Consider the following 22,309-nt stretch of genomic DNA (forward strand, 5'->3'; position numbering starts at 1 on the left):
GGTTACAGCGACGCGCGCAGACGCGAAGGACCAAGACGAATGACCAAGGCCATCGGCCCCCGCGCGCGCAAGGTGCGCGTCCTCGCGACGCTCGGCCCTGCCAGCAGCAGCCATGACATGATCGCCACGCTGTTTCAGGCGGGCGCGGACGCGTTCCGCATCAACATGAGCCATGGCGACCAGCAGTCCAAGGTCGCGGTCATCGCAGCGATCCGCGCGCTGGAGAAGGAATTTGGCCGCCCGACGACGATCCTTGCCGATCTGCAGGGGCCCAAGCTGCGCGTCGGGCGCTTCGCCGAAGGCCGCGTGATGCTCGAGCACGGCGCGACCTTTACGTTCGACCGCGATCCCACCCCCGGCGACGCGACGCGCGTCGAGCTCCCCCACCGCGAAATCTTCGCCGCGATCGAACCGGGCGCGCGTCTGCTGCTCGACGACGGCAAGCTCGTCGTGCGCGTCACCGATCACTCGCTCGACCGGATCGATACAATGGTCGAGGTCGGCGGCGTGCTGTCGAACAACAAGGGGCTGAACGTCCCCGACGTCGTCGTACCGATGGCCGCGCTGACCGAAAAGGACCGCAGCGATCTCGCCTTTGCGTGCGAACAGAATGTCGATTGGATCGCGCTGAGTTTCGTCCAGCGCCCGGAAGACTTGGCCGAGGCGCGGCGCCTGATCCAGGGGCGCGCGGCGCTGCTCGCCAAGATCGAAAAGCCGGCGGCGATCGAACGCCTCGATGAGATCGTCGAGATGTGCGACGGCGTCATGGTCGCGCGTGGCGATCTGGGGGTCGAACTGCCGCCGCAATCGGTGCCGCCGCTGCAGAAGCGGATCGTCGAAACCTCGCGCCGCATGGGTCGCCCGGTCGTCGTCGCGACGCAGATGCTCGAATCGATGATCAAGTCCCCCTCGCCCACCCGCGCCGAGGTGTCGGACGTCGCGACCGCGATCTACGACGGCGCCGACGCGATCATGCTGTCGGCGGAAAGCGCCGCGGGCGACTGGCCGGTCGAATCGGTCGCGATGATGAACGCGATCGGTGAAGCGGTGGAGCGCGATCCCGCCCACGGCGACCGCATCCATTTCACCGTCACCCGTCCCGATCCGACGACCGCGGACGCCCTGTCGGAAGCGGCGAAGAACATCGCGCGCACCGTGTCGGCGTCGGCGATCATCTGCTTCACGACCTCGGGTTCGACCGCCCGCCGCGTCGCGCGCGAGCGCCCGGCGGTGCCGCTCCTCGTGCTGACCCCCAATATCGACACCGCGCGCCGGCTCGGACTGCTCTGGGGCACCTATGCGGTCCACACCCGCGACGTCGATTCGTTCGAGGAGATGGTCGCCAAGGCCAAGCGCATGGCGCTGCGCCACGGCATCGCCAAGGCCGGCGACCGCGTGGTCGTGATGGCCGGGGTGCCCTTCAAGACGCCGGGATCCACCAACGTGCTGCACGTCGTCAGCATCCTTGGCGACGAGTTGAAGGGTCACAAGGGCGCCTGAAGCGCGCCTAGCAGATCACCAGTGTCAGCCGGCGCATCAGCGCGCGGTCGATCGGGTCGTCGAAACGGCACCCGGTAAAGCCATCGACGCTCCACACGATCGTCGCGGCGATCGGCATCCCGCCCTCGAATCGCAGCCACAGCCGCTCGCCCTCGGCGAACGGCAAGTCTCCCGCAACGCGACAACCGTAGATCGACACGTCGTGCAGTTCGGCCTCGACGGGTTGCCCACCATGCCGTCGCACCGTCGCGCGCGACAAGGTGAGCCGGTGCCGCACTGCGCCGCGCTGATCGATCGATGCCGGCTGGACCGGCCGATATTGCGTGGCCCGCGATGCCATTCCCCACCCCTTTGCGGGAAAAGCTTATGCACCGTTGATTAACTTTGTCTAAATCGTTTCCGTAACGATCACTGAGCCAGTCAAAGCGGCTTGGCCGAGGACCTGCACACCGGTCACGGGATGACGGTGGTGAACAGATAGGCGGCGAAGATGACGAGATGCACGACGCCCCCCAGGATCGTCGTCCGTCCCGTTCCTAGCGACAGCGTGATGGTGAAGAGCGAGAGGACGAGCAGCGTGATGCCCTTCGGTCCGATCCCCATCGCCAGCGGCAGGTCGAGCAGCAGCGAGACGACCGCGACGGCCGGAATCGTCAGCCCGATCGTCGCCAGCGCCGACCCCAGCGCGAGATTGAGGCTGGTCTGCAACCGGTCGCGCCGCGCCGCGCGGTAAGCGGCCAGGCTTTCCGGCGCGAGGACGAGCGCGGCGATCACGATGCCGACGACCGCAAGCGGCAGCCCGGCATCGACGACCGCTGTCTCGACGATCGACGACAGGCCCTTTGCGAGGAGGACGACACCGACGAGCGCGACGAGCAGCGCCCCGAATGCCATCCATGCCATCCGGTTGGACGGCGGCGGCGCATGCGCATCCTTGGCCGCCTCATCGTCCGCGGGCAGGAAATAGTCGCGGTGGCGCACCGTCTGGACCATCACGAAGGTCGCGTAGAGGATCAGCGACACGACCGCGACGAACACCAGTTGCGACGGCGCATAGGTCGGCCCCGGCGCGCTCGACACGTAATTGGGCAGGACGAGCGATAGCACCACCATGGCGGTCAGAACGCAGAGCGTCGCGCTGACGCCGCGCAGGGTGAAGCGCTGCTCGCCGTGATGCAGCCCGCCCGCCAGCAGGCAGAGCCCGACGATGCCGTTCAGGATAATCATGATCGCCGCGAACACCGTATCGCGGGCGAGCGCGGTGGTGTCGCCGCCCGGCGCCAGCATCAGGCTGACGATCAGCGACACCTCGATCACCGTCACCGCGACCGCGAGCACCAGCGTGCCGAACGGCTCGCCGACACGGTGCGCGACGACCTCCGCATGGTGAACCGCGGCGAGCACGGCGCCGATCAGGATTACCGCCGCGCCGGTCGCGCCGAGGGTGCCCATGGTGTAAAGCGACACCGCGACCGCGAGAATGCCGAGGAGGGGGAAAACGAGCGACCAGAGCGGCAGGCGCTCATGGGCCTTCGGCGCAGAATTCAGGTCGGGTTTCGCGGTCATCGGCTGCGGCATTCTGTCTCCTCGGTGATCACCAACCGATGGTGGGCGAAGCCGTTCACGGTGCACAAGAAAAAACGGGCGCCGATCGCTCGACGCCCGCTTCGGTCGTTAGGCCAACCGCCGAGAATCAGGCGGCGTCGCCCGCCTTCTTCTTCTCGGCATAGACGCGCACCGGTTCCTTGCGGCCCTCGATCACGTCCTTGTCGATCATCACCTCGTCAACGCCGTCCATGCCGGGCAGCTCGAACATGGTGTCGAGCAGGATGCCCTCCAGGATCGAGCGAAGCCCGCGCGCGCCCGTCTTGCGGTCGATCGCCTTCTTGGACACGCTGACCAGCGCTTCGTCAGTGAAGCCGAGCTTCACGTCCTCCATCTCGAACAGCTTCTGATACTGCTTGACCAGCGCGTTCTTCGGTTCGGACAGGATCTTCACCAGCGCGGAGATGTCGAGATCCTCCAGCGTCGCGATGACCGGCAGACGGCCGACGAACTCGGGAATCAGCCCGAACTTGAGCAGATCCTCCGGCTCTGTCTGTCGCAGCATCTCGCCGGTGCGGCGCTCCTCCGGCGCCGCCACGTAGGCGCCGAAGCCGATCGATTTGCCCTGGAGGCGATCGCCGATGATCTTCTCGAGTCCCGAGAACGCACCGCCGCAGATGAACAGGATGTTGGTGGTGTCGACCTGCAGGAACTCCTGCTGCGGATGCTTGCGTCCGCCCTGGGGGGGCACACTCGCGGTCGTGCCCTCCATCAGCTTGAGCAGCGCCTGCTGAACACCCTCGCCCGACACGTCGCGGGTGATCGAGGGGTTTTCCGCCTTGCGGCTGATCTTGTCGATCTCGTCGATATAGACGATCCCGCGCTGCGCCCGCTCGACATTGTAGTCGGAGGCCTGAAGCAGCTTGAGGATGATGTTCTCGACATCCTCGCCGACATACCCTGCCTCGGTCAGCGTCGTCGCATCGGCCATCGTGAACGGCACGTCGAGGATGCGCGCGAGCGTCTGGGCGAGCAGCGTCTTGCCGCAACCCGTAGGGCCGACGAGCAGGATGTTCGACTTGGCGAGCTCGACATCGGCACCCTTCGCGCCGTGGTTCAGCCGCTTGTAGTGGTTGTGCACCGCCACCGACAGCACGCGCTTCGCCTGCTTCTGGCCGATGACGTAATCGTCGAGCACATCGCAGATTTCCTGCGGGGTCGGCACGCCGCCGTCTTTCTTGGCGACCAGCGCCGACTTCGTCTCCTCGCGGATGATGTCGTTGCACAGCTCGACACACTCGTCGCAGATGAAGACGGTGGGACCCGCGATCAGCTTGCGCACCTCGTGCTGCGATTTTCCGCAGAACGAGCAATAGAGGGTGCTCTTCGAGTCGCCACCGCTCAGCTTCGTCATTCAAACCTTCCCTGGCGCGGCATGCGCGCGCCGTTATTGGCCGGGCAACGTAACCCGGCCGTCACACACTGCACAATGCCGTATTTCGGCCTGCCGTCCTTGAAACGCCTCAAGCCGCCGCCGCGACGTCATCAGCCGGCGCGGGGCGCTTGTCGAACACCTCGTCGATCAGGCCGAATGCCTTCGCCTCGTCCGACGAGAGGAACTTGTCGCGGTCCATCGCGCTTTCGATCGCCTCGATCGGCTGGCCGGTATATTTCGAATACAGCTCGTTCAGCCGGTGGCGGATGCGCAGGATTTCCTTCGCCTGGATCTCGATATCGGCCGCCATGCCCTGCGCCCCGCCCGAAGGCTGGTGGATCATGATCCGGCTGTTGGTGGTCGCGACGCGCATGCCGGGCTCGCCCGCCGAAAGCAGGAAGCTGCCCATCGACGCCGCCTGGCCGATGCACAGCGTGCCGACGCGCGGGCGGATATACTGCATCGTGTCATGGATCGCCATGCCCGCCGTGACGACTCCGCCCGGCGAGTTGATGTACATGTAGATGTCCTTCTTCGGATTTTCCGATTCAAGGAACAGCAGCTGCGCACAGATGAGCGAAGCCATGCCATCCTCGACTCCACCGGTCACGAAGATGATGCGCTCGCGCAGCAGGCGCGAGAAGATGTCGAACGAGCGCTCGCCGCGGTTCGACTGCTCGATGACGATCGGCACCAGCCCCGCCTGGGTCTGCTGCAGCCCGACGCCGGCCTGTGCCAGCGGGCTCGCGAAATCGCCGGTCTCGAACGGATTGTGCATGAAACTCTCTCTTATGCCCGATTAGAGCGCCAACATCGGCGCTTCGGCGAAGGACTTCAAGTGTCCGCGCCGGGCGCCTTGTGGGTCAGATAGGCGAGGCGCCGCACCTCGCGCCGCCCGCGCACGACGGTGTCGAGAATCAGCCCGGCAAAGACATTGAGCGCGGCCAGAATCATGAGCCCGGTCACGAGGATCGCGGTCGGAAAGCGCGGCACCAGATGCGTCTGCATATAGGTGATCGCCAGCGGCACCGCGAGGATGATCGCGATCAGCGCCAGCACACCGCCGATCGCGCCGAAGAACCACAGCGGCCGCTCGATCCGGTAAAGCGTCGCGATCGTCCGCAGGATACGCCAGCCGTCGCCATAGGTGCTGAGCTTCGACACCGATCCCTCGGGCCGCGCATAATAGGGCGTCTCGACCTCGCCGGTCGGCATCTTCAGCTCGAGCGCGTGGACGCTGATCTCGGTCTCGATCTCGAATCCGACCGACAGCACGGGAAAGCTCTTCACGAAGCGCCGCGAGAAAACGCGGTATCCGCTCAGGATATCGGTGAAGCTGCGCCCGAACAGCCGCGCCAGCATGCCGGTGAGCATCGCATTGCCGAGCCGGTGACCGCGCCGATACGCCTCGACCGCTTCGCCGATGCGGCTGCCGACCACCATGTCGAGCTGCTCGTCAACGAGCCGGCGGACCAGCGCGGGGGCCGACGCCGCGTCATAGGTCGCGTCACCGTCGGCCATCACATAGATGTCGGCATCGACATCGGCGAACATCCGCCGGACGACCGCGCCCTTGCCCTGGATCCGCTCGCGCCGGACGATAGCGCCCGCGGCGGCCGCAACCTCGCAGGTCCGGTCGCGGCTGTTGTTGTCGTAGACGTAGATGCGCGCGTCGGGCAGCGCCGCACGGAACCCCGCGACCGTCTGCGCGATCGCGGCCTCCTCGTTGTAACAGGGCAGCAGGACTGCGATCGTCGGTCGATGTGAGCGTTCCACCCCAACTCCGTTCGGGCTGAGCCTGAGAGGGCGCCCATCAAAGTACTACTTTGATGGGTCCCGCCGGAGCCCTGCCCTTCCTAAAGAGAAAGACAGCCCTTCGACAAGCTCAGGGCGAACGGACGCCGGGGTTGCCTACCCCTCGGCCTTCGCGGTCTTCTTTGCCGCGGGCTTTTTGGCCGGGGCCTTCTTGGGAGCCGCTTCCGACTCAGCGGCTTCCGCCTTGGCCGGTGCCGCCTTCTTCGCAGAAGCCTTCTTCGCCGGAGCCGGCTCGTCCGTCACAACCGCCGAATCGTCGTCCTTTGCCACAGGCTTGGCCGCCGCCTTCTTCGGAGCCGCCTTTTTCGGCGCCTCTACAGCGTCCTCAACCGGAGCGTCAGCCTTTGCGGCAGCCTTCTTCGCAGCCGGCTTCTTCTTCGGCTTGTGGTCGTGATCGTGATCGTGGGTGTGCGTGCCGGTCGCGAAGCCGTCCTCGCTCTCGATCGCGGCTTCCAGTTCCTCGCGGGTCGCGTCACGGTCGGTGATCGCGGCCTTTTCGAACAGGAAATCGACGACCTTGTCCTCATAGAGCGGTGCGCGCAGCTGGGCTGCCGCCATCGGCTCTTGCTGCACATACTGGATGAAGCGCTGGCGATCCTCCGGGCCGTATTGCTGCGCTGCCTGCGCGATCAACCGGTTCATCTCCTGCGCGGAGACCTCGACGCCGTTCGCCTGGCCGATTTCCGAAAGGAGCAGGCCAAGGCGCACGCGGCGCTCGGCGATCTTGCGGTAATCGTCGCGCTCGGCTTCCATTTCCTTGATCGCGGCGTCCGGATCGGCCTCGTGCGTCGCCTCATGCTCCAGCTGCGCCCAGATCTGGTTGAACTCGGCCTCGACCATCGACGGCGGCACGTCGAAGTCATGCCCCTCGGCCAGCTGGTCGAGCAGCTTGCGCTTCATATGGGTGCGCGTGAGGCCGTTATGCTCCTGCTCGATCTGGCCCTTCACCAGCCCACGCAGCTGCTCCAGGCTCTCGAGCCCGAGATTCTTCGCCAGCTGCTCGTCGATCCTGCTTTCGCCGGCGGTCTTCACCGACTTGACCGTCAGGTCGAACGTCGCGTCCTTGCCGGCCAGTTCCTTCGCCTGATAGTCGGCCGGGAACGTCACCTTGATCTGGCGCTCCTCGCCGGCCTTTACACCGATGATCTGGTCCTCGAAGCCGGGGATGAGACGGCCCGAGCCGATCTCGACCGCCATGTCCTCGCCGGTGCCGCCGTCGAACGCCACGCCGTCCAGCGTCTTGCCGACGAAATCGACGGTCACGAGATCGCCGCTCTTCGCCTTGTAGGTCGCCTTGGTATCGTCCCAAGCCTTCGACTGGTCGGCAAACTTCTGGAGCTGCGCATCGACCGCGGCGTCATCGACGGGCACCGAAAGCCGCTCGAGCGTCAGCGTGTCGATCGCCGGGGCGGGAACCTGCGGGAGCACTTCCAGCTCGACCTTCAGTTCGGCGTCCTTGCCGATCTCATACCCTTCGTCGAGTTCGACCGACGGCTGCATCGCCGGACGCAGCTGCTTCTCGGCGATCAGCGTCTGGATGCCTTCCTGGATCGCGGTGTTCAGCGCATCCTGGGTCAGCGCGGGGCCGTGCATCTTGCGAACGAGGTTCGCGGGCACCTTGCCGGGGCGGAAGCCGGGCATCTTGATCTGCGGCGCGACGCGCTTCAGCTCGGCATCGACCTTCTTGTCGATATCCTTTGCGGTGATGGTGAGCGTGTAGGCGCGCTTGAGGCCTTCGTTCAACGTCTCGACAGTCTGCATGCGGAACCTTCTAGCTCGAAAGAATCTCTTGGGATCGGTGCCGCCCCGCATGCGCTTTGCGGGGACTGGTGCGGGCGAAGGGACTCGAACCCCCACATCTTGCGATGGCAGGACCTAAACCTGCTGCGTCTACCAGTTCCGCCACGCCCGCTTGGGACACCGCCGGTCGGCGCGTCCCTATACCGCACAGCCGCTTGTCGCAAGCGCCCCGCGAAACCGTGCGCCTAGCGCGCGCGTTACAGGTTGCCAACCCCAGGAGAAGAACAATGGCGACCCAGCCCGGCCAACCGACCACGCCGCCGCAGCCCGACGCGCCACCGCCGGAATTTCCGGCTCCCATTCCCGATACCGACTTCCCCGCCCCCGGTGTCCCCGCCGAAGATCCCGCGCCCTCCAATCCGAGTATCTGATATGGCCGACCCCAACACTGTCGAGCATCCGGATTCCGAACGGGACGACGATCGCAGCGACCTGGAACAGATCGTCGAGGCGCGCAGCGACGCCGTGAAGCGAGGCGAAGGCGGCGAGGAACCCGCAACCCTCAAAGACCCGGGCATGCCGGACGGCGTCGGCGGGACTGGCGGCGTGACGCGCAATCAGGACGACGACGCGCAATAAGCTCGCCCTGTCGTTCGTGCCGTCGTTCGTGCTGAGCGAAGTCGAAGCACCGCGTTGCCGGCCCTTCGACTTCGCTCAGGGCGAACGGGTAACGGTTGTCAGCCCAGCGCCTTCTTAAGCAGATCGTTGACGACGCCCGGGTTCGCCTTGCCGCCCATCGCCTTCATCGTCTGCCCGACGAAGAATCCGAACAGCGCGACCTTGCCACCGCGATACTGTTCAAGCTGCCCCGGATTTTTCGCGAGCACATCGGCGATCACCGCCTCGATCGCGCCCGTATCGCTCGTCTGCTTGAGGCCGCGCTCCTCGACGATGGCGCTGGCATCCTGCCCGGTTTCGAGCATCACCTCGAACACCTGCTTGGCGAGGCTGCCGGACAGCGTGCCATCCGCGACCAATCGCAATAACTCGGCCGCTTGTGAAGGATTTACCGGCGATTCCTCAATGTTCTTGTCAAGCCGGTTGAGCGCGCCGAACAGCTCCGCGCCGACCCAGTTCGCGGCCTGTGTGGGTGGTGCGCCGGCGTCTAGCAACGCATCAAACCAGCGCGCCGTCTCGACGTCCGCAGTCAGGACGTCGGCGTTGTAGCCACTGATCCCCAGACCCTCATACCGCTTGCGCTTGGCGTCGGGCAGCTCGGGCAGGCTCGCGCGGCATTCGTCGAGGAACGCCTCGTCGAGCTCGAGCGGCAGCAGATCGGGATCGGGGAAGTAGCGATAGTCGTGCGCGTCTTCCTTCGACCGCATCGACCGCGTCTCGTTGCGGTCGGGATCGTAGAGCCGCGTTTCCTGCACGATCGTGCCGCCATCCTCGATCACCGCGACCTGGCGCTTCGCTTCCTGCTCGACGACAGCCATGACGAAGCGCACCGAGTTGACGTTCTTCGTCTCGGTCCGCGTCCCGAATTCGGCCCCCGGCCTGCGCACGCTGACATTGACGTCGGCGCGCATCGATCCCTGGTCCATATTGCCGTCGCAGCTGCCGACATAGCGCAGGATCGCGCGCAGCTTCGACAGATAGGCTCCGGCCTCCGCCGGCGACCGCATATCGGGCTTCGACACGATTTCCATCAGCGCGACGCCCGACCGGTTGAGGTCCACGTAGCTGCGCGTCGGATGCTGATCGTGCATCAGCTTGCCCGCATCCTGCTCGACGTGAATGCGCTCGACACCAATCGTCTTGGTCGCGCCGTCGATCTCGACATCGACGGAGCCTTCGCCGACAAGCGGATGATAGAGCTGCGAAATCTGGTATCCCTGCGGCAGATCGGCGTAGAAGTAATTCTTGCGGTCGAACCGCGACCAGCGATTAATCTGCGCGTCGATCGCCATGCCTGTGCGCACAGCCTGGCGGATGCACTCGCGGTTCGGCACCGGCAGCATCCCCGGCATCGCCGCGTCGATCAAACTGACCTGCGTATTCGGCTCCGCCCCGAATGCGGTCGCCGCGCCAGAGAACAGCTTGGCGTTCGACGTGACCTGCGCATGGACCTCAAGGCCGATCACGACCTCCCATTCGCCGGTTTCGCCCTGGATGCGGTAATCGGTCATACGACACCTCGACTCGAATAATCGATAGCCCGCTTGCTGATCGCCATGTCTCGACCAACCTCAAACGTTATCTTGCTTACGCTCTCATTTTGAGCGGACATCTTTGCCCCTGCGCTCGCGATGTGTAGGCGCAAGCCGCCACCTGCTTCGGATTCGTTCGTAACAGTAATGGCGACATCAAACTTTACGTTAGACGCTAGATGAAAAGAGGCACCGTGGGCGCTATGCGCGACCCCATCGGTAATCGCCGAAAGCGTAGAAGTGATGAAATCTCGCAATTCTTCGCTTTTCACAGGGTCATTCACCACCAAGCCTCCGGCCGCGCCGTGAACCCTGCGCGCTGTTCGATCGCGAGGCTCGCGTTGAGCACGCCCTGCTCGTCGAGCGGCTTGCCGATGATCTGGAGGCCCAGCGGCAACCCGCCCGCGTCCAACCCGCCCGGTACGCTCATCGCGGGCAGGCCGGCGAGCGACGACGGCACGGTGAAGACGTCGTTCAGATACATTGCCAGCGGATCGGCCATCTTCTCGCCGAGCGCGAACGCGGCGGACGGCGCGGTCGGCGTCAGCAGTACGTCGCACGTTTCCCACGCCCGCTCGAAGTCACGAGCGATAAGCGCCCGCACCTTCGAAGCCTGCGTGAAATACGCATCGTAAAACCCTGCTGATAAAACATATGTGCCGATCAGGATACGCCGCTTCACCTCGTCACCGAAGCCAGCCGCACGGGTCGCTGCATACATGTCCTGCAACCCGGCGCCGTCCGGCAGATCGCGCACGCCATATCGCACGCCGTCATAGCGTGCGAGGTTGGACGAGGCTTCGGCCGGCGCGATGATGTAATAGGCCGGCAGCGCGTATCTGGTGTGCGGTAACGAGACTTCGACGATCTCGGCGCCCGCATCGCGCATCCAGGCGATGCCCTGCTGCCACAGCGCCTCGATCTCGGCGGGCATGCCGTCGACGCGATATTCCCTGGGAATGCCGACGCGCTTGCCCTTCATATCGCTCGACAATCCCGCTTCCCACTGCGGCACGGCGAGATCGAGCGAGGTCGCGTCCTTCGCGTCGAAGCCCGCCATCTGCTCGAGCATGATCGCGCAATCGGTGACGTCGCGCGCCATCGGTCCGGCCTGATCGAGGCTGGACGCGAATGCCACCACGCCCCAGCGCGAGCAGCGGCCATAGGTCGGCTTGATCCCGGCAATCCCGGTAAAGGCCGCGGGCTGGCGGATCGACCCGCCGGTGTCGGTGCCCGTCGCCCCCGGCACGATCCGCGCCGAGACTGCGGCGGAGGATCCGCCTGACGATCCCCCCGGCGCCAGCGCCGCGTTGCCGCCGTCGCTGCGCCGCCAGGGAGAAATCACGTTGCCGAACGCGCTTGTCTCGTTCGACGATCCCATCGCGAACTGGTCCATGTTGAGCTTGCCCAACATGCCGGCGCCCGCATCCCACAGCTTCTGCGTGATGCTCGATTCATATTGCGGCTTGAAGCCTTCAAGAATGTGGCTCGCCGCGGTCGCTTCTACGCCCTTGGTGCAGAACAGGTCCTTGATGCCCAGCGGCACGCCCGCGAGCGGCTTCGGCGCCTCGCCCGCCGCACGCGCGGCGTCGGCGGCATCGGCGGCGGCCAGCGCATGATCGGGGGTTTCGACGAGAAATGCGTTGAGCGGCTTCGCCTTGGCCACGGCCGCGACGAAGTCATTCGCCACTTCGCGCGCGGAGAAGGTGCCCGCGCGCACGCCGTCGCGGATGTCGCGAATGCCGAGATCGGTGAGCGTCATTATTCGATCACCTTCGGCACGGTGAAGAAGCCGTGTTCGGCCTGCGGCGCATTGGCGAGCACCGCATCGCGCATCCCGCCGCCGGTCAGCGGATCGGCACCCGCGACATCATCGCGCAACCGCAGATGATTGGGGATGACGGCGGTCATCGGCTCGACCCCGGCCGTATCGACCTCGCCGAGCTGCTCGATCCAGCCGAGGATATTGTTGAGTTCGGGCACGAGGCGCGTCGCATCGGCATCGCTGATCGCGATCCGGGCAAGGCTCGCGACCTTCTTCACGGTTGCTGTGTCTACGGACATGAGGCGCCGCTACCACCGCACCCGCGCCGGATGCAATGGTTGCGCGCTCCCGGACGATGAGGCACGGGGCCGCGCATGGCGCGCAAGTTCCTTTATGTCATGGCCGGGCTCATCGCGATCGTGATCGCCGCAGCCTTCGCCTATCGCATCTGGGGCAACGATCTCGTCCGCATGGCGATGGTGCCGGGCGAGGCGTTCGAGGCGCAGGCGGCAACGCCCGAGAGTGCCTACGCCGACAAACGGATGTGGCTCGCCCGGCCGGACATCGCGAACAACCCCGCGCAGTGGCTGCCCACGGGCGTGCAGCGCACGGAGCCGGGCGCGGCGGCGGTCTTCTTCATCCACCCGACCTCCTACCTTGTCCGCAATCACTGGAACGCGCCGCTCGACGATGCGGAGGCGAACGCCCGCGCGGCGCTGTTCCTGCGCGGGCAGGCAAGCGCGTTCAACGCGGTGGGCGAGATCTGGGCGCCGCACTACCGCCAGGCGACGTTCGGCGCGTTCCTGACGACGAAGGCCGATGCACAGCGCGCGCTCGATCTCGCTTATGGCGACGTGACCGCCGCCTTCGACGCGTTCCTCGCGCAGATCGGCCCCGACCGGCCGATCATTCTCGCCGGCCACAGCCAGGGCGCGCTTCATCTCGAGCGGCTGCTGCGCGACCGGATCGCGAAGGACCCCGCGCTCGGCAGGCGCATCGTCGCCGCCTATATCGTCGGCTGGCCCGTATCGCGCACCACCGACCTGCCCTTGCTGGGTCTGCCCGAATGCACCCGCGCCGACCAGGCCGGCTGCATCCTGTCTTGGGAGAGCTTCGCCGAACCCGCCGACCCCTCGCTGATCCTCGACACCTACGATGCCTCGACCGGGTTCAATGGACAGCCCCGCAAGGGCACGCCGATCGTCTGCACCAACCCGCTGACCGGCACCGCCAATGCCTCCGCACCGGCCGGCGCGAACGCGGGCACGCTGTTCCCGGACAAGGACCTGACGACCGCCGCGATCACCGCCAGCCGCGTGCCTGCCCGCTGCGATTCGCGCGGGTTGCTGCTGATCGGCACCCCGCCCGATGTCGGGCCCTATGTGCTCCCCGGCAACAACTACCACGTCTACGACTACAGCCTGTTCTGGGCGAATGTCCGCACAGATGCGGCCCGCCGCCTCGCGGCGTTCGAGCCGTGATGATCACGCTCGACCGCACCGTCTTCCGCGAGGCCCTGCCGGAGGGCGGGCGGCTGCTCGGGCTCGACGTCGGCACGAAGACGGTGGGCACTGCGCTCTGCGACGCCGGCTGGAGCTTCGCCAGCCCCGCCACGCTCATCCGCCGCACGAAGTTCACCAAAGACAAGGCGGCTCTCGCCGAACTCGCATCGGCGCAGGCGGTGCGCGGCCTCGTCATCGGCCTGCCGCTGAACCTCGACGGCAGCGAAAGCCCGCGCAGCCAGTCGACCCGCGCCTTTGCCCGCAACCTCCTCGACCTCGGCTATCCGATCCTGCTCTGGGACGAACGCTGGTCCACCGTCGCGGTCGAGCGCACGATGATCGAACAGGACATGAGCCGCGCGAAACGCGCCGAACGCATCGACAACCTCGCCGCCGCGCACATCCTTCAGGCCGCCATCGATGCGTTGATTGCGGTGGATTCCTCCAAAACCGCGTAACCCCGATGCAGGCGCCCCCGCGCTACGCCTCCGACAATCGAAGGGGGGAGCATCGATGACATTCAAGGCCGCATTGTCGCAGGAACATGCAGAGCTCGACCGACTGGCGGTGCGGCTGCTGGAGATCCTTCGCACCGAATCCGCTCCGCCGGAGGACTTTTCCACCGTGCGCTGGCGGATGACGCATGTGCTGACCGTTCATCTCGCGAAGGAGGACAAGCACCTCTACCCCGTGCTGCTGCGCTCGCCGGATATCGTGACGCGTGAACTGGCCACCACCTTCTCCCGCGAGATGGGTGGCCTGGCAGAGGCGTATCGCAGCCACACGATGCGCTGGCCGCTCGAAAAAGTGCGGGCCGACTGGGCGGGCTATCAGGTCGAGGCGTGGCGGATCATGATGACCCTGCGCCAGCGTATCCGGCGCGAGGAAAGCCAGCTCTACGTCCGCCTGCGCGCCGCCTGACGCCGCCTCACGCCCCGCTTGCCTCGAACGACTGCCGCGCGTAACCGGCGGCTTTGATGCAACGCTCCGATCACCGCCCCGCCGCCCTTATCGAAGGCGGCGCCGTCTTTCCGCATCGCCACCTGACCGGGATCGACGGCCTCCAACCGCACGAGATCATGTTCCTGCTCGACGAGGCGGAGCGCTGGATCGAGCCCAATCGCAACCACGCGGAGCCTGACAAGCGGCTCGCAGGCCTCACCCAGATCAACGCCTTCTTCGAAAATTCCACCCGCACGCTGCTGTCGTTCGAGATCGCGGGCAAGCGCCTGGGGGCTGACGTCGTCAACATGCACGCCGCACAATCGAGCGTGAAGAAGGGCGAGACGCTGATCGACACCGCGATGACGCTGAACGCGATGCGCGCGGACGTCATCGTCATCCGCCACATGTCGTCGGGCGCGGTACGACTGATCGCGGACAAGGTGGACTGCCCGGTGCTGAACGCCGGCGACGGGCGCCACGAGCACCCGACCCAGGCGCTGCTCGACGCGCTGACCATCCGCCGCCGGCGCGGATCGATCGCAAACCAGCGCGTCGTGATCTGCGGCGATCTGCTCCACAGCCGCGTCGCGCGGTCGAACATCCTCGCGCTGACGGCGCTCGCCGCCGAGGTCCGCGTCTGCGCGCCGTCCACGCTGATGCCGCCCGCGATCGAGCGGATGGGCGTCACGGCGTTCACTGATTTCGACGCGGCGCTGGACGGTGCCGACGTGGTGATGATGCTGCGCATCCAGAACGAGCGGATGACCGGTGGCTACGTCCCTTCCCCGCGCGAATTCCACCTGCGCTACGGCCTGACGCTGGAACGGCTCGCACGCGCCAGGCCCGACGCGCTCGTCATGCACCCCGGCCCGATGAACCGCGGGGTCGAGATCGATTCGGCCGTCGCCGACCATGTCGAGCGGTCCGCGATCACCGAGCAAGTCGCGATGGGGGTTGCCGTCCGCATGGCGTGCCTCGACGTACTCACCCGGCGTGCGCGCCGTGTAGAGGGCTGGGCATGAGCCGCGCGCTTCTGTTCACGGGCGCGCGGATCGTCTGCCCCGTGGCTGGCGAGCGAACCGGCGATCTGGCGATCGTGGACGGCGTCATCGCGGAAGGATGCGCCCCGGCGGACGCGACCGTCATCGATTGCGCCGGCAAGCTGCTCGCCCCCGGCATCGTCGATATCGGCGCCTTCGCGATCGACCGCGCGGCGTGCCGCGTCGGCGGCATCGTCCGCGTGGCACCGATGCCCGATCAGTCCCCCGCACTCGACGATCCCGGTATCGTCCAGCGCGCCGCCCTCATCGGCAAGCCGGACCTGTGGATTCACCCGATCGCTGGCGCGACCAAGGGGCTGGCCGGACGCGAAATGGCGGAAATGGCGATCCTGGGGTCCGCCGGGGCGCGCGCGATCGGAACAGGGCGGCGCTGGATCGCCGATTCGGGGCTGATGCACCGTGTCCTGACCTATGCGCGCGATCTCGACCTCGTCGTGATCTCCGAGGCGCAGGACGACGGACTCGTCGGTGACGCAGTCGCCACCGCCGGCGAAACCGCGACCCGTCACGGGTTGGCCGCAGCGCCAGCGATCGCCGAGGCGTTGGCCGTCGCGCGCGACATCATGCTCGCCGAGGATACCGGCGCGCGGCTGCATCTGCGACTGGTGACGACCGCCGCCGGACTCGACCTCGTCCGCGCCGCAAAGCGCCGCGGCGTGCGCGTCACCTGCGGCATCGATCCGGCGCATCTGCTGCTCTCCGACAACGCGATGAGCGATTTCCGCACCTTCGCGCACCTCTCGCCCCCGCTGCGTGAAGAGCCGGATCGCCAGGCGGCGCTCGCCGCGCTGGCGGACGGCACGATCGATATCCTGTGCTCCGCCCACGACCCGCGCGGGCCGGAGGACAAGCGCCTGCCCTTCGCCGATTCGCTTCCCGGCGCGGCAGGTGCGGCAACGCTGCTCGCACTGTCTCTCGGTCTCGTCCGCGACGATCGGCTGAGCCTGCCCGCGCTCTTCGATCGCCTCGCGCGGCAACCTGCGGGATTGCTGGGAATCGATAGCGGCACGCTCGCTCCGGGCAAGCCGGGCGACGTCATCCTCGTCGATCCGGACGCGCCGTGGCAGATCGATGCGGAAGCGACGCCGGGAATCGCCGGCAACACGCCGTTCGACGGGCTGCCGGTTCAGGGCCGCGTCTTGCGGGTCTTCAAGGGTGGCCGCGAAGTTCTTTAACGCGCCGCCATCTGGACACCGCCGGCGCCCGGCCTGATCCACTGCGCCATCGCGTCGCCGGCGCCTGCCCGCACGAAGCAGCTGCCGCCGCGCTTGCGATACTGGCGGCACACCGACACCGCATCGGCGCGGGTATAGCCGCCCACCGAGAGGCGATAGTAGTTCGCCCCCTGATGCGCGAACGCCATGCCGGTGGGCGATTGCTGGCGGAACGCGGCGAAGCGGCGCTGCGCGCGACCCCAGGCGTCCTTCGCGACGCCCGCACTGTCGAACGCGCCGAGCTGGACGTAGAAATTGCCGCTGGCGAGTTCACGCGGTTGCGGTTTCGCCTTGGCAACAGCAGCGACCTTCATCGATTTCGCCCTCACCGGCGCCGCCACCTTGAACGCGCCCTCTGCCGCGATCGTCGCGATCGGGGCGTTCGCGACAGCGACCTGCACGGTCGCCGCGGGAACCGGCACGGGGCTGACCGCCGCGACCTCGATCGCAGGCGCCGCACGGGCTGGCACGACCGCATCGGCAGCAGCGACACCCACCGAGGTCGGCGCATTGAGCGCAAGCGCGACGGGCTGGCCGGGATCGGCAACCGGCACGACGCCCAGCAGCGCCGCGACCTGATCGGACGCGGCCTCCGGCTGCGCGAAGGCGGCCCACTGAACCATCCGCTTGTCGAGATCGGCCGGCGCGAGATCGAGCGCCGCGACGACGCGCGAGTCGGCCCAGCGACCCGACAGCGCCAAAGCGAGGGCGAGGTTCTGGCGCGTCTTCACGGTCGCATCAGGGCTGCGGACGACGTCCATCAATACCTGCACGCCCGTTGCCGGATCGCCGGCCAGCGCGAGCGCGAGCCCGCGGTCGGTGGCGGACATCACATTCGCGTGATTGTCGAGCGTCGTCCGCGCCTCGTGCCACTTGCCCTCGCCGATCTGGGCGAGCGCAAGGTTCAGCGCGACATGACCGTCAGCGCTGCCGAGCGTCATCGCATCGCTCAGCGACTGGCTGGCAGAGGCAAAGCGCCCTGCCTTCAGATACGCCTCGCCCAGCACCGCGCGATACGCGGCGGTCTGCGGCCGAAGCGCGACGGCTGCCTCTGCGAACTGGACGGCCTGCGCGTGGTTGCCGGCGACAAGGAACTTGTCCGCCATCTTCGCGTCCTTCGCCGCGACCTTTTCCGCGTTGCGCACGCTGCGGCTGCTCGCGGTGCCGAGATCGCCGCCGCCCGCGGTGCAGCCGACCATCGTGCCGCCCATGACGAGGGCGGACAGCCCCAGGCTCAGAACAAGGCGCATCTTCATCGGTTATTCCCCGGTCGATCGGCGCCCGACAGGCGGCAGCTGGCTGGCCAGCGCCTCGACCTCGGGCAGGGTCTTCAAAAAGGCGTCGAGCGCCTCGGTGACGAGCTGTTGTGCGGAACGATGGCGCGTCGCCGTCGCAAGCCGGAGCCGCAAATGACGATCGGCGTCGAGTCGCAGCGTGAACGCTGCCTTGCCCGCATCCTTCACCTTCGCCCGCGTTTCGCGCTGGAGCCGCTTTGCGGTCAGCACGGAAACCGGACGAACCGCCGCGTCGAATACGGGCACCGTCGGCGCTTCAACCACCACCGGCTCGACCACGGGCGCCGTAAATTCTTCCTTCAGCGCCTCGCGCTCGACAAGCACCGGCGGCAGCGCCTCGACCGGTTCGGGCGAAGCGACATCATGCCCCATGTCGTTCCAGCCGAGCTGGTCGCCGGCATGCGAGAGCGAGGTGAAGCCGAAACCCTGCGGCCGCATCGCCGGCCGCGCCTGCCCCTTACGGGCGAGCAGCCCCGACGACAGCGACGCCAGCGGCTTGGGCTGGCTGCCGAGCAGCGCGGCCATCAGCCCACCACCCGGCGGCCGAAGCCGCCAGCAGCGGGACGCATGCCCGCGACGGGATTGATCGCATGCGGCACCGCGAAGACGGTGCGGCGGAAATTCTTTTCGAGCCGGTCGGCGATATAGCCCCACAGCGCGGTCACTTCCGCGGCCGACTTGCCCTTGGGATCGGTTTCCATGACGGTGCGGCCGTCGATCATCGACGCCGCGAAATCGGTGCGCTGGTGAAGCGTGATCGGCGCGACGGTGCCGTGCTGCGACAGCGCGACAGCGGCTTCCGAGGTGATCCGCGCCTTCGGGGTCGCGGCGTTGACAACGAAGATCAACGGCTTGCCCGCCCGGTCGCACAGATCGACCGTGGCGCCGACCGCGCGCAGATCATGCGGCGAAGGCCGTGTCGGGATCACGATGAGCTCGGCGACCTGGATGACGCTCTGGATCGCCATGGTGATGGCGGGCGGCGTGTCGATGACCGCGAGCTTGAAGCCCTGCTGACGCAGCACCTCCAGATCGGCGGCAAGCCGTGCGACCGTGGTCTGCGCGAAGGCGGGATATTCCACGTCACGCTCGTTCCACCAGTCGGCGAGCGAGCCCTGCGGGTCGATGTCGATGAGCACGACCGGGCCGGCGCCGGCGATCTGAGCCTGGACGGCCAGATGCCCCGACAGCGTGGTCTTGCCCGACCCACCCTTTTGCGATGCCATTGCGAGAACGCGCATAGGTCCCCTGAAAGCCCCGTTGATCCAGCGTCAGGGATGCCATGCGCGCCTCTAAGGAAGGGTTAACGCCCTTGGCGTATCAGCGCAGGTGACACGGCGCCGATGGTTAAGGCATGATGCGCCATAAGGTTCGGGGCTTGGAGGGTTCGCTATGGTCAGGCATCTCGGTTGGACGGTCTGGGCGTCGCTGGCGTTGGTGGCAGCGCCGGCATTCGCCGACGTGAAGGCGGGCGTCGATCTATGGGCGAAGGGCGACTGGAAGGGCGCGATCGACCAGTGGCGCCAGCCTGCCATCGCCGGCGACGCCGATGCGCAGTTCAACATGGGCAAGGCCTATCAGCTCGGTCGCGGCGTGCCGCTCGACCCTTCGATCGCGGAAGGATGGTTCAAAAAGGCGGCGATGCAGGGCCACCCGCAGGCAGAGGCCAATCTCGGCCTCGCGCTGTTTCAGGACGGCAAGACCGACGCCGCCCTGCCCTGGCTGGACAAGGCCGCGAAACGCGACGAGCGGCGCGCGCAGCTCGTCCTCGGCACGATGCTGTTCAACGGCGATGGCGTGCCGAAGGATTATCCGCGCGCCTATGCGCTGGTGACGCGGTCGTCGCAGCAGGGGCTGCCGCAGGCCGCGGGAACGCTGGCGCAGATGGACCGGTTCATCCCCGCCGATCAGCGCGCGCGCGGCACGGAAATGGCGAAGCAGATCGAAAGCGACGCGAAGTTCGCAGCCCTCGGCAGCGCACCGATCGTCCCCAACGCGCCCGACGAAGCGCTGGGCACGAAGCCGCTCGCGGGAGTCGCCCCGGTCAAGACCGCTACTCCCGCCAAGACACCGCCCGCCGTCAAGGCGGCTGCGAAGTCCGCGCAAGCGAAGCCGGTTTCCGCCACCACGGCAAAAGCCGAGGCCAAGCCCGCACCGAAACCCGAAACACCCAAGCCGGCAATCCTCGCCTCCGGCGGCAAATGGCGTATCCAGCTCGGCGCGTTCAAAGCCGATGGCGCGGCGCAGGCGCAGTGGAAAAAGCTAGCCGGCCGGATGTCGGGCGCCTCTCCCTCCTACGAGAAGGCCGGTCCCGTCACCCGCCTTGTCGCCACCGGCTTCGCCTCAAGCACACAAGCCAATCAGGCATGTGCTGCCGCGAAAAAGGCGGGCGCCGCGTGTTTGGTTATCGCCCCCTGAAATCCTGTTCGAAGCCATTGGACCGCCTCTATCTCAGGCGGCGCTGATCCAGTCCTTGCGCGCGATCCCCTGCGCCCACAGCAGCGCGGTCAGGTCGTTGTGGTCGATCCGCGCCGCCGCTTCGGCCGCGACGATCGGCTTGGCGTGATAGGCGACACCCAGCCCCGCCGCGCGGATCATCGGCAGGTCGTTGGCGCCGTCCCCCACCGCGATCACCGCCAATCGCAGCAGGGTCGCCGCTTCGCTCTCGAGCGTCTCCAGCTTCGTCGCGGCGCCCACGATTGGCCGCGTGACGGTTCCCGCGAGCATGCCGCCCTCGATCTCCAGCACGTTGGCGATCGCGCGGTCGAAGCCGATCTCCGCCGCGACGGGTTCGGCGAAGCGGGTGAAGCCCCCCGACACCAGCACCGCACGGCCGCCCCGCGCCGTCATCGTGCGGACGAGCGTCTTCGCGCCAGCCATGATCGTCACGCGCTCGGCAAGGCAGCGATCGATGACGCTCGCATCGAGTCCCTTGAGCAGCGCCACGCGCGCGTCGAGCGCGCCCTCGAAATCCAGCTCACCGCGCATCGCCGCCTCGGTGATCGCCGCGATCTGCGGTTTCAGCCCGGCATAGTCGGCAAGCTCGTCGATGCATTCGACGGTAATCATCGTCGAATCCATGTCGGCGATCAGTAGCCGCTTCTCGCGCCCCTCCATCGCCTGAACGACGATATCGACGCAGTCGAGCGCGCCTTCCAGCGCACCCCGCGCCGCATCGGGCGCCATCCCGAAATGCAGGTCCGCGGCATCGCCCTCGTCGAGCCAGCCGTCGGCCACCGGCGCGCAACCCGCCCCTGCCAGCAGGTCACGCGCGCGCGAAATATCCGTGCCGCGCAGGCGACCCACCGCTATCAGCGTTGCCGTGAACATGCAGACCTCCCGACCACCGCTGGCGCTCATCGCAGGGCCGACCGCCAGCGGCAAGTCCGCGATCGCGCTGCGGCTGGCAGAGGAAACCGGCGGGGTCGTGATCAACGCCGACTCCGCGCAGGTGTATCGCGACCTCCGCGTCGTCACCGCGCGTCCGTCCGCCGACGAGGAGGCGCGCGCCGAGCACCGCCTCTACGGCTATATTGACGGTGCCGAGGCCTGTTCGGCCGCCCGCTGGGCGATCGACGCGGGCGCCGTGATCGCTGAAACCCACGCGGCCGGACGCCTGCCGATCCTCGTCGGTGGCACCGGCCTCTACATCCGCACCCTGCTGGACGGCATCGCGCCGGTGCCGGAGATCGACCCCGCTATTCGGGCGGAGGTGCGCAACCTACCTGTCGCCGACGCGCATCGCGCCCTCGCCAATGCCGATCCCGCCGCCGCCGCGCGACTGGCGCCCGCCGACACCACCCGCGTCGCCCGCGCCCTGGAGGTCGTGCGATCGACCGGGCAACCACTCGCCGTCTGGCAGGCGCAGCGCGCGGGTGGGATCGGACGCGACATCATGCTCAGCCCCGTGCTGCTGCTCCCCGAACGGACATGGTTGTTCGATCGCATCGATCGCCGCGCCGCCGTGATGCTGGAAGACGGCGCGATCGATGAAGTCCGCCGCATCGCGGCTCGCGCGCTCCTCGCTGACGCGCCGATCCGCCGCGCGATCGGCGTCCCGGAAATCGAACGACTGCTCAATGGCACGGCCACGCACGAGGAAACCACCAGCGCCCTCGCCCTCGTCACCCGCCAATACGCCAAACGCCAATATACCTGGTTTCGCAACCAGACCCCGCCCGACTGGCGCCGACTGACCGAACCACCCTCGAACTTGAAAGAATATTTCCGTTTTGGTGGTTGACGCGCATATTTCGTTACTTTAGCGCCGCACCGCAACATC

24 protein-coding genes and 1 tRNA gene are annotated in these 22,309 nt (G+C 67.1%); 10 read left to right on the forward strand and 15 right to left on the reverse strand.

Annotated features, from left to right (window positions below):
• Positions 1–39: 39 nt before the first annotated feature.
• Complete coding sequence (pyk, locus tag BOS5A_RS10785) at positions 40–1,500, forward strand: pyruvate kinase (protein ID WP_151955112.1); 1,461 nt, start codon at positions 40–42, stop codon at positions 1,498–1,500.
• Positions 1,501–1,507: 7 nt separating this feature from the next.
• Here pyk and BOS5A_RS10790 read toward each other — a convergent pair whose 3' ends face one another.
• The 7 genes from BOS5A_RS10790 to BOS5A_RS10820 all read right to left on the reverse strand — a co-directional run bounded on the left by BOS5A_RS10790 (position 1,508) and on the right by BOS5A_RS10820 (position 8,207).
• Entirely contained in the window at positions 1,508–1,840 is a 333-nt protein-coding gene (locus BOS5A_RS10790; protein WP_151955113.1) for a PilZ domain-containing protein, read from the reverse strand.
• A 113-nt stretch (positions 1,841–1,953) separates the two neighbouring features.
• Positions 1,954–3,078 (reverse strand): calcium:proton antiporter, encoded by a 1,125-nt coding sequence (locus tag BOS5A_RS10795; protein WP_151955114.1) that lies wholly within the window; start codon positions 3,076–3,078, stop codon positions 1,954–1,956.
• Between the two features lie 115 nt (positions 3,079–3,193).
• A complete protein-coding gene (gene clpX / locus BOS5A_RS10800) occupies positions 3,194–4,459 on the reverse strand; it encodes an ATP-dependent Clp protease ATP-binding subunit ClpX (RefSeq protein WP_151955115.1) in 1,266 nt (421 codons plus the stop codon).
• A gap of 109 nt (positions 4,460–4,568) precedes the next feature.
• Entirely contained in the window at positions 4,569–5,258 is a 690-nt protein-coding gene (locus BOS5A_RS10805) for an ATP-dependent Clp protease proteolytic subunit (RefSeq protein WP_151955116.1), read from the reverse strand.
• A gap of 56 nt (positions 5,259–5,314) precedes the next feature.
• Complete coding sequence (locus BOS5A_RS10810) at positions 5,315–6,256, reverse strand: glycosyltransferase family 2 protein (RefSeq protein WP_151955117.1); 942 nt, start codon at positions 6,254–6,256, stop codon at positions 5,315–5,317.
• Positions 6,257–6,391: 135 nt separating this feature from the next.
• Positions 6,392–8,056: a trigger factor gene (gene tig / locus BOS5A_RS10815; protein ID WP_151955118.1), complete on the reverse strand. Its 1,665-nt coding sequence runs from the start codon at positions 8,054–8,056 to the stop codon at positions 6,392–6,394.
• Between the two features lie 66 nt (positions 8,057–8,122).
• Positions 8,123–8,207 (reverse strand) — tRNA-Leu (locus BOS5A_RS10820).
• A 115-nt stretch (positions 8,208–8,322) separates the two neighbouring features.
• Between BOS5A_RS10820 and BOS5A_RS10825 the strand changes: the two genes are divergently transcribed.
• Positions 8,323–8,466, forward strand: a complete 144-nt coding sequence (locus BOS5A_RS10825) for a hypothetical protein (RefSeq protein ID WP_199857341.1) — start codon at positions 8,323–8,325, stop codon at positions 8,464–8,466.
• A 1-nt stretch (position 8,467) separates the two neighbouring features.
• Entirely contained in the window at positions 8,468–8,674 is a 207-nt protein-coding gene (locus tag BOS5A_RS10830) for a hypothetical protein (RefSeq protein WP_151955119.1), read from the forward strand.
• Positions 8,675–8,772: 98 nt separating this feature from the next.
• Here BOS5A_RS10830 and gatB read toward each other — a convergent pair whose 3' ends face one another.
• From gatB to gatC, 4 genes are read right to left on the reverse strand one after another with little or no spacing between them, the layout of a single operon-like run.
• Positions 8,773–10,224: an Asp-tRNA(Asn)/Glu-tRNA(Gln) amidotransferase subunit GatB gene (gatB, locus tag BOS5A_RS10835; RefSeq protein ID WP_151955120.1), complete on the reverse strand. Its 1,452-nt coding sequence runs from the start codon at positions 10,222–10,224 to the stop codon at positions 8,773–8,775.
• A complete protein-coding gene (locus BOS5A_RS16170) occupies positions 10,221–10,529 on the reverse strand; it encodes a trypco2 family protein (protein ID WP_151955121.1) in 309 nt (102 codons plus the stop codon). The genes gatB and BOS5A_RS16170 overlap by 4 nt, the downstream gene beginning before the upstream one ends.
• The gene (gene gatA, locus BOS5A_RS10840) at positions 10,526–12,010 is read right to left on the reverse strand and encodes an Asp-tRNA(Asn)/Glu-tRNA(Gln) amidotransferase subunit GatA (RefSeq protein WP_151955122.1); all 1,485 of its coding nucleotides are present in this window, start codon (positions 12,008–12,010) and stop codon (positions 10,526–10,528) included. The genes BOS5A_RS16170 and gatA overlap by 4 nt, the downstream gene beginning before the upstream one ends.
• Positions 12,007–12,309 carry an Asp-tRNA(Asn)/Glu-tRNA(Gln) amidotransferase subunit GatC gene (gene gatC, locus BOS5A_RS10845; RefSeq protein WP_151955123.1) on the reverse strand — a complete coding sequence of 101 codons (303 nt, stop codon included), beginning with the start codon at positions 12,307–12,309 and terminating at the stop codon, positions 12,007–12,009. Before gatC ends, gatA begins: the two co-directional genes overlap by 4 nt.
• Positions 12,310–12,384: 75 nt before the next feature.
• Between gatC and BOS5A_RS10850 the strand changes: the two genes are divergently transcribed.
• The 5 genes from BOS5A_RS10850 to BOS5A_RS10870 are packed head-to-tail and all read left to right on the forward strand — an operon-like array spanning position 12,385 to position 16,693.
• The gene (locus BOS5A_RS10850) at positions 12,385–13,491 is read left to right on the forward strand and encodes a DUF3089 domain-containing protein (protein ID WP_151955124.1); all 1,107 of its coding nucleotides are present in this window, start codon (positions 12,385–12,387) and stop codon (positions 13,489–13,491) included.
• Positions 13,491–13,970 (forward strand): Holliday junction resolvase RuvX, encoded by a 480-nt coding sequence (gene ruvX / locus BOS5A_RS10855; RefSeq protein WP_151955125.1) that lies wholly within the window; start codon positions 13,491–13,493, stop codon positions 13,968–13,970. Before BOS5A_RS10850 ends, ruvX begins: the two co-directional genes overlap by 1 nt.
• Positions 13,971–14,025: 55 nt before the next feature.
• Positions 14,026–14,433 (forward strand): hemerythrin domain-containing protein, encoded by a 408-nt coding sequence (locus tag BOS5A_RS10860; protein ID WP_151955126.1) that lies wholly within the window; start codon positions 14,026–14,028, stop codon positions 14,431–14,433.
• Positions 14,434–14,489: 56 nt separating this feature from the next.
• Positions 14,490–15,479: an aspartate carbamoyltransferase catalytic subunit gene (locus BOS5A_RS10865; RefSeq protein ID WP_151955127.1), complete on the forward strand. Its 990-nt coding sequence runs from the start codon at positions 14,490–14,492 to the stop codon at positions 15,477–15,479.
• A complete protein-coding gene (locus tag BOS5A_RS10870) occupies positions 15,476–16,693 on the forward strand; it encodes a dihydroorotase (protein WP_151955128.1) in 1,218 nt (405 codons plus the stop codon). The genes BOS5A_RS10865 and BOS5A_RS10870 overlap by 4 nt, the downstream gene beginning before the upstream one ends.
• On the opposite strand, the gene BOS5A_RS10875 is transcribed toward BOS5A_RS10870, so the two are convergent.
• Genes BOS5A_RS10875 through BOS5A_RS10885 form a run of 3 tightly spaced genes read right to left on the reverse strand, consistent with a single transcriptional unit; the run spans position 16,690 to position 19,268 of the window.
• Positions 16,690–17,988 (reverse strand): SPOR domain-containing protein, encoded by a 1,299-nt coding sequence (locus tag BOS5A_RS10875; protein ID WP_151955129.1) that lies wholly within the window; start codon positions 17,986–17,988, stop codon positions 16,690–16,692. The genes BOS5A_RS10870 and BOS5A_RS10875 overlap by 4 nt on opposite strands.
• A gap of 3 nt (positions 17,989–17,991) precedes the next feature.
• Entirely contained in the window at positions 17,992–18,552 is a 561-nt protein-coding gene (locus BOS5A_RS10880) for a hypothetical protein (RefSeq protein WP_151955130.1), read from the reverse strand.
• Positions 18,552–19,268 carry a ParA family protein gene (locus BOS5A_RS10885; RefSeq protein ID WP_151955131.1) on the reverse strand — a complete coding sequence of 239 codons (717 nt, stop codon included), beginning with the start codon at positions 19,266–19,268 and terminating at the stop codon, positions 18,552–18,554. The genes BOS5A_RS10880 and BOS5A_RS10885 overlap by 1 nt, the downstream gene beginning before the upstream one ends.
• 151 nt (positions 19,269–19,419) lie before the next feature.
• Between BOS5A_RS10885 and BOS5A_RS10890 the strand changes: the two genes are divergently transcribed.
• Positions 19,420–20,445: an SPOR domain-containing protein gene (locus tag BOS5A_RS10890; RefSeq protein WP_151955132.1), complete on the forward strand. Its 1,026-nt coding sequence runs from the start codon at positions 19,420–19,422 to the stop codon at positions 20,443–20,445.
• A gap of 33 nt (positions 20,446–20,478) precedes the next feature.
• Here the strand turns inward: BOS5A_RS10890 and serB are convergent, their stop codons facing one another.
• Complete coding sequence (gene serB, locus BOS5A_RS10895) at positions 20,479–21,357, reverse strand: phosphoserine phosphatase SerB (protein WP_151955133.1); 879 nt, start codon at positions 21,355–21,357, stop codon at positions 20,479–20,481.
• On the opposite strand from serB, the gene miaA reads away from it, so the two are divergent.
• Positions 21,356–22,270: a tRNA (adenosine(37)-N6)-dimethylallyltransferase MiaA gene (gene miaA / locus BOS5A_RS10900; RefSeq protein ID WP_199857417.1), complete on the forward strand. Its 915-nt coding sequence runs from the start codon at positions 21,356–21,358 to the stop codon at positions 22,268–22,270. The two genes, serB and miaA, sit on opposite strands and share 2 nt — an antisense overlap.
• Positions 22,271–22,309 lie beyond the last annotated feature (39 nt).

Origin of the sequence: Sphingomonas sp. EC-HK361, from assembly GCF_902498785.1 — a bacterium.
Lineage (GTDB): Bacteria > Pseudomonadota > Alphaproteobacteria > Sphingomonadales > Sphingomonadaceae > Sphingomonas.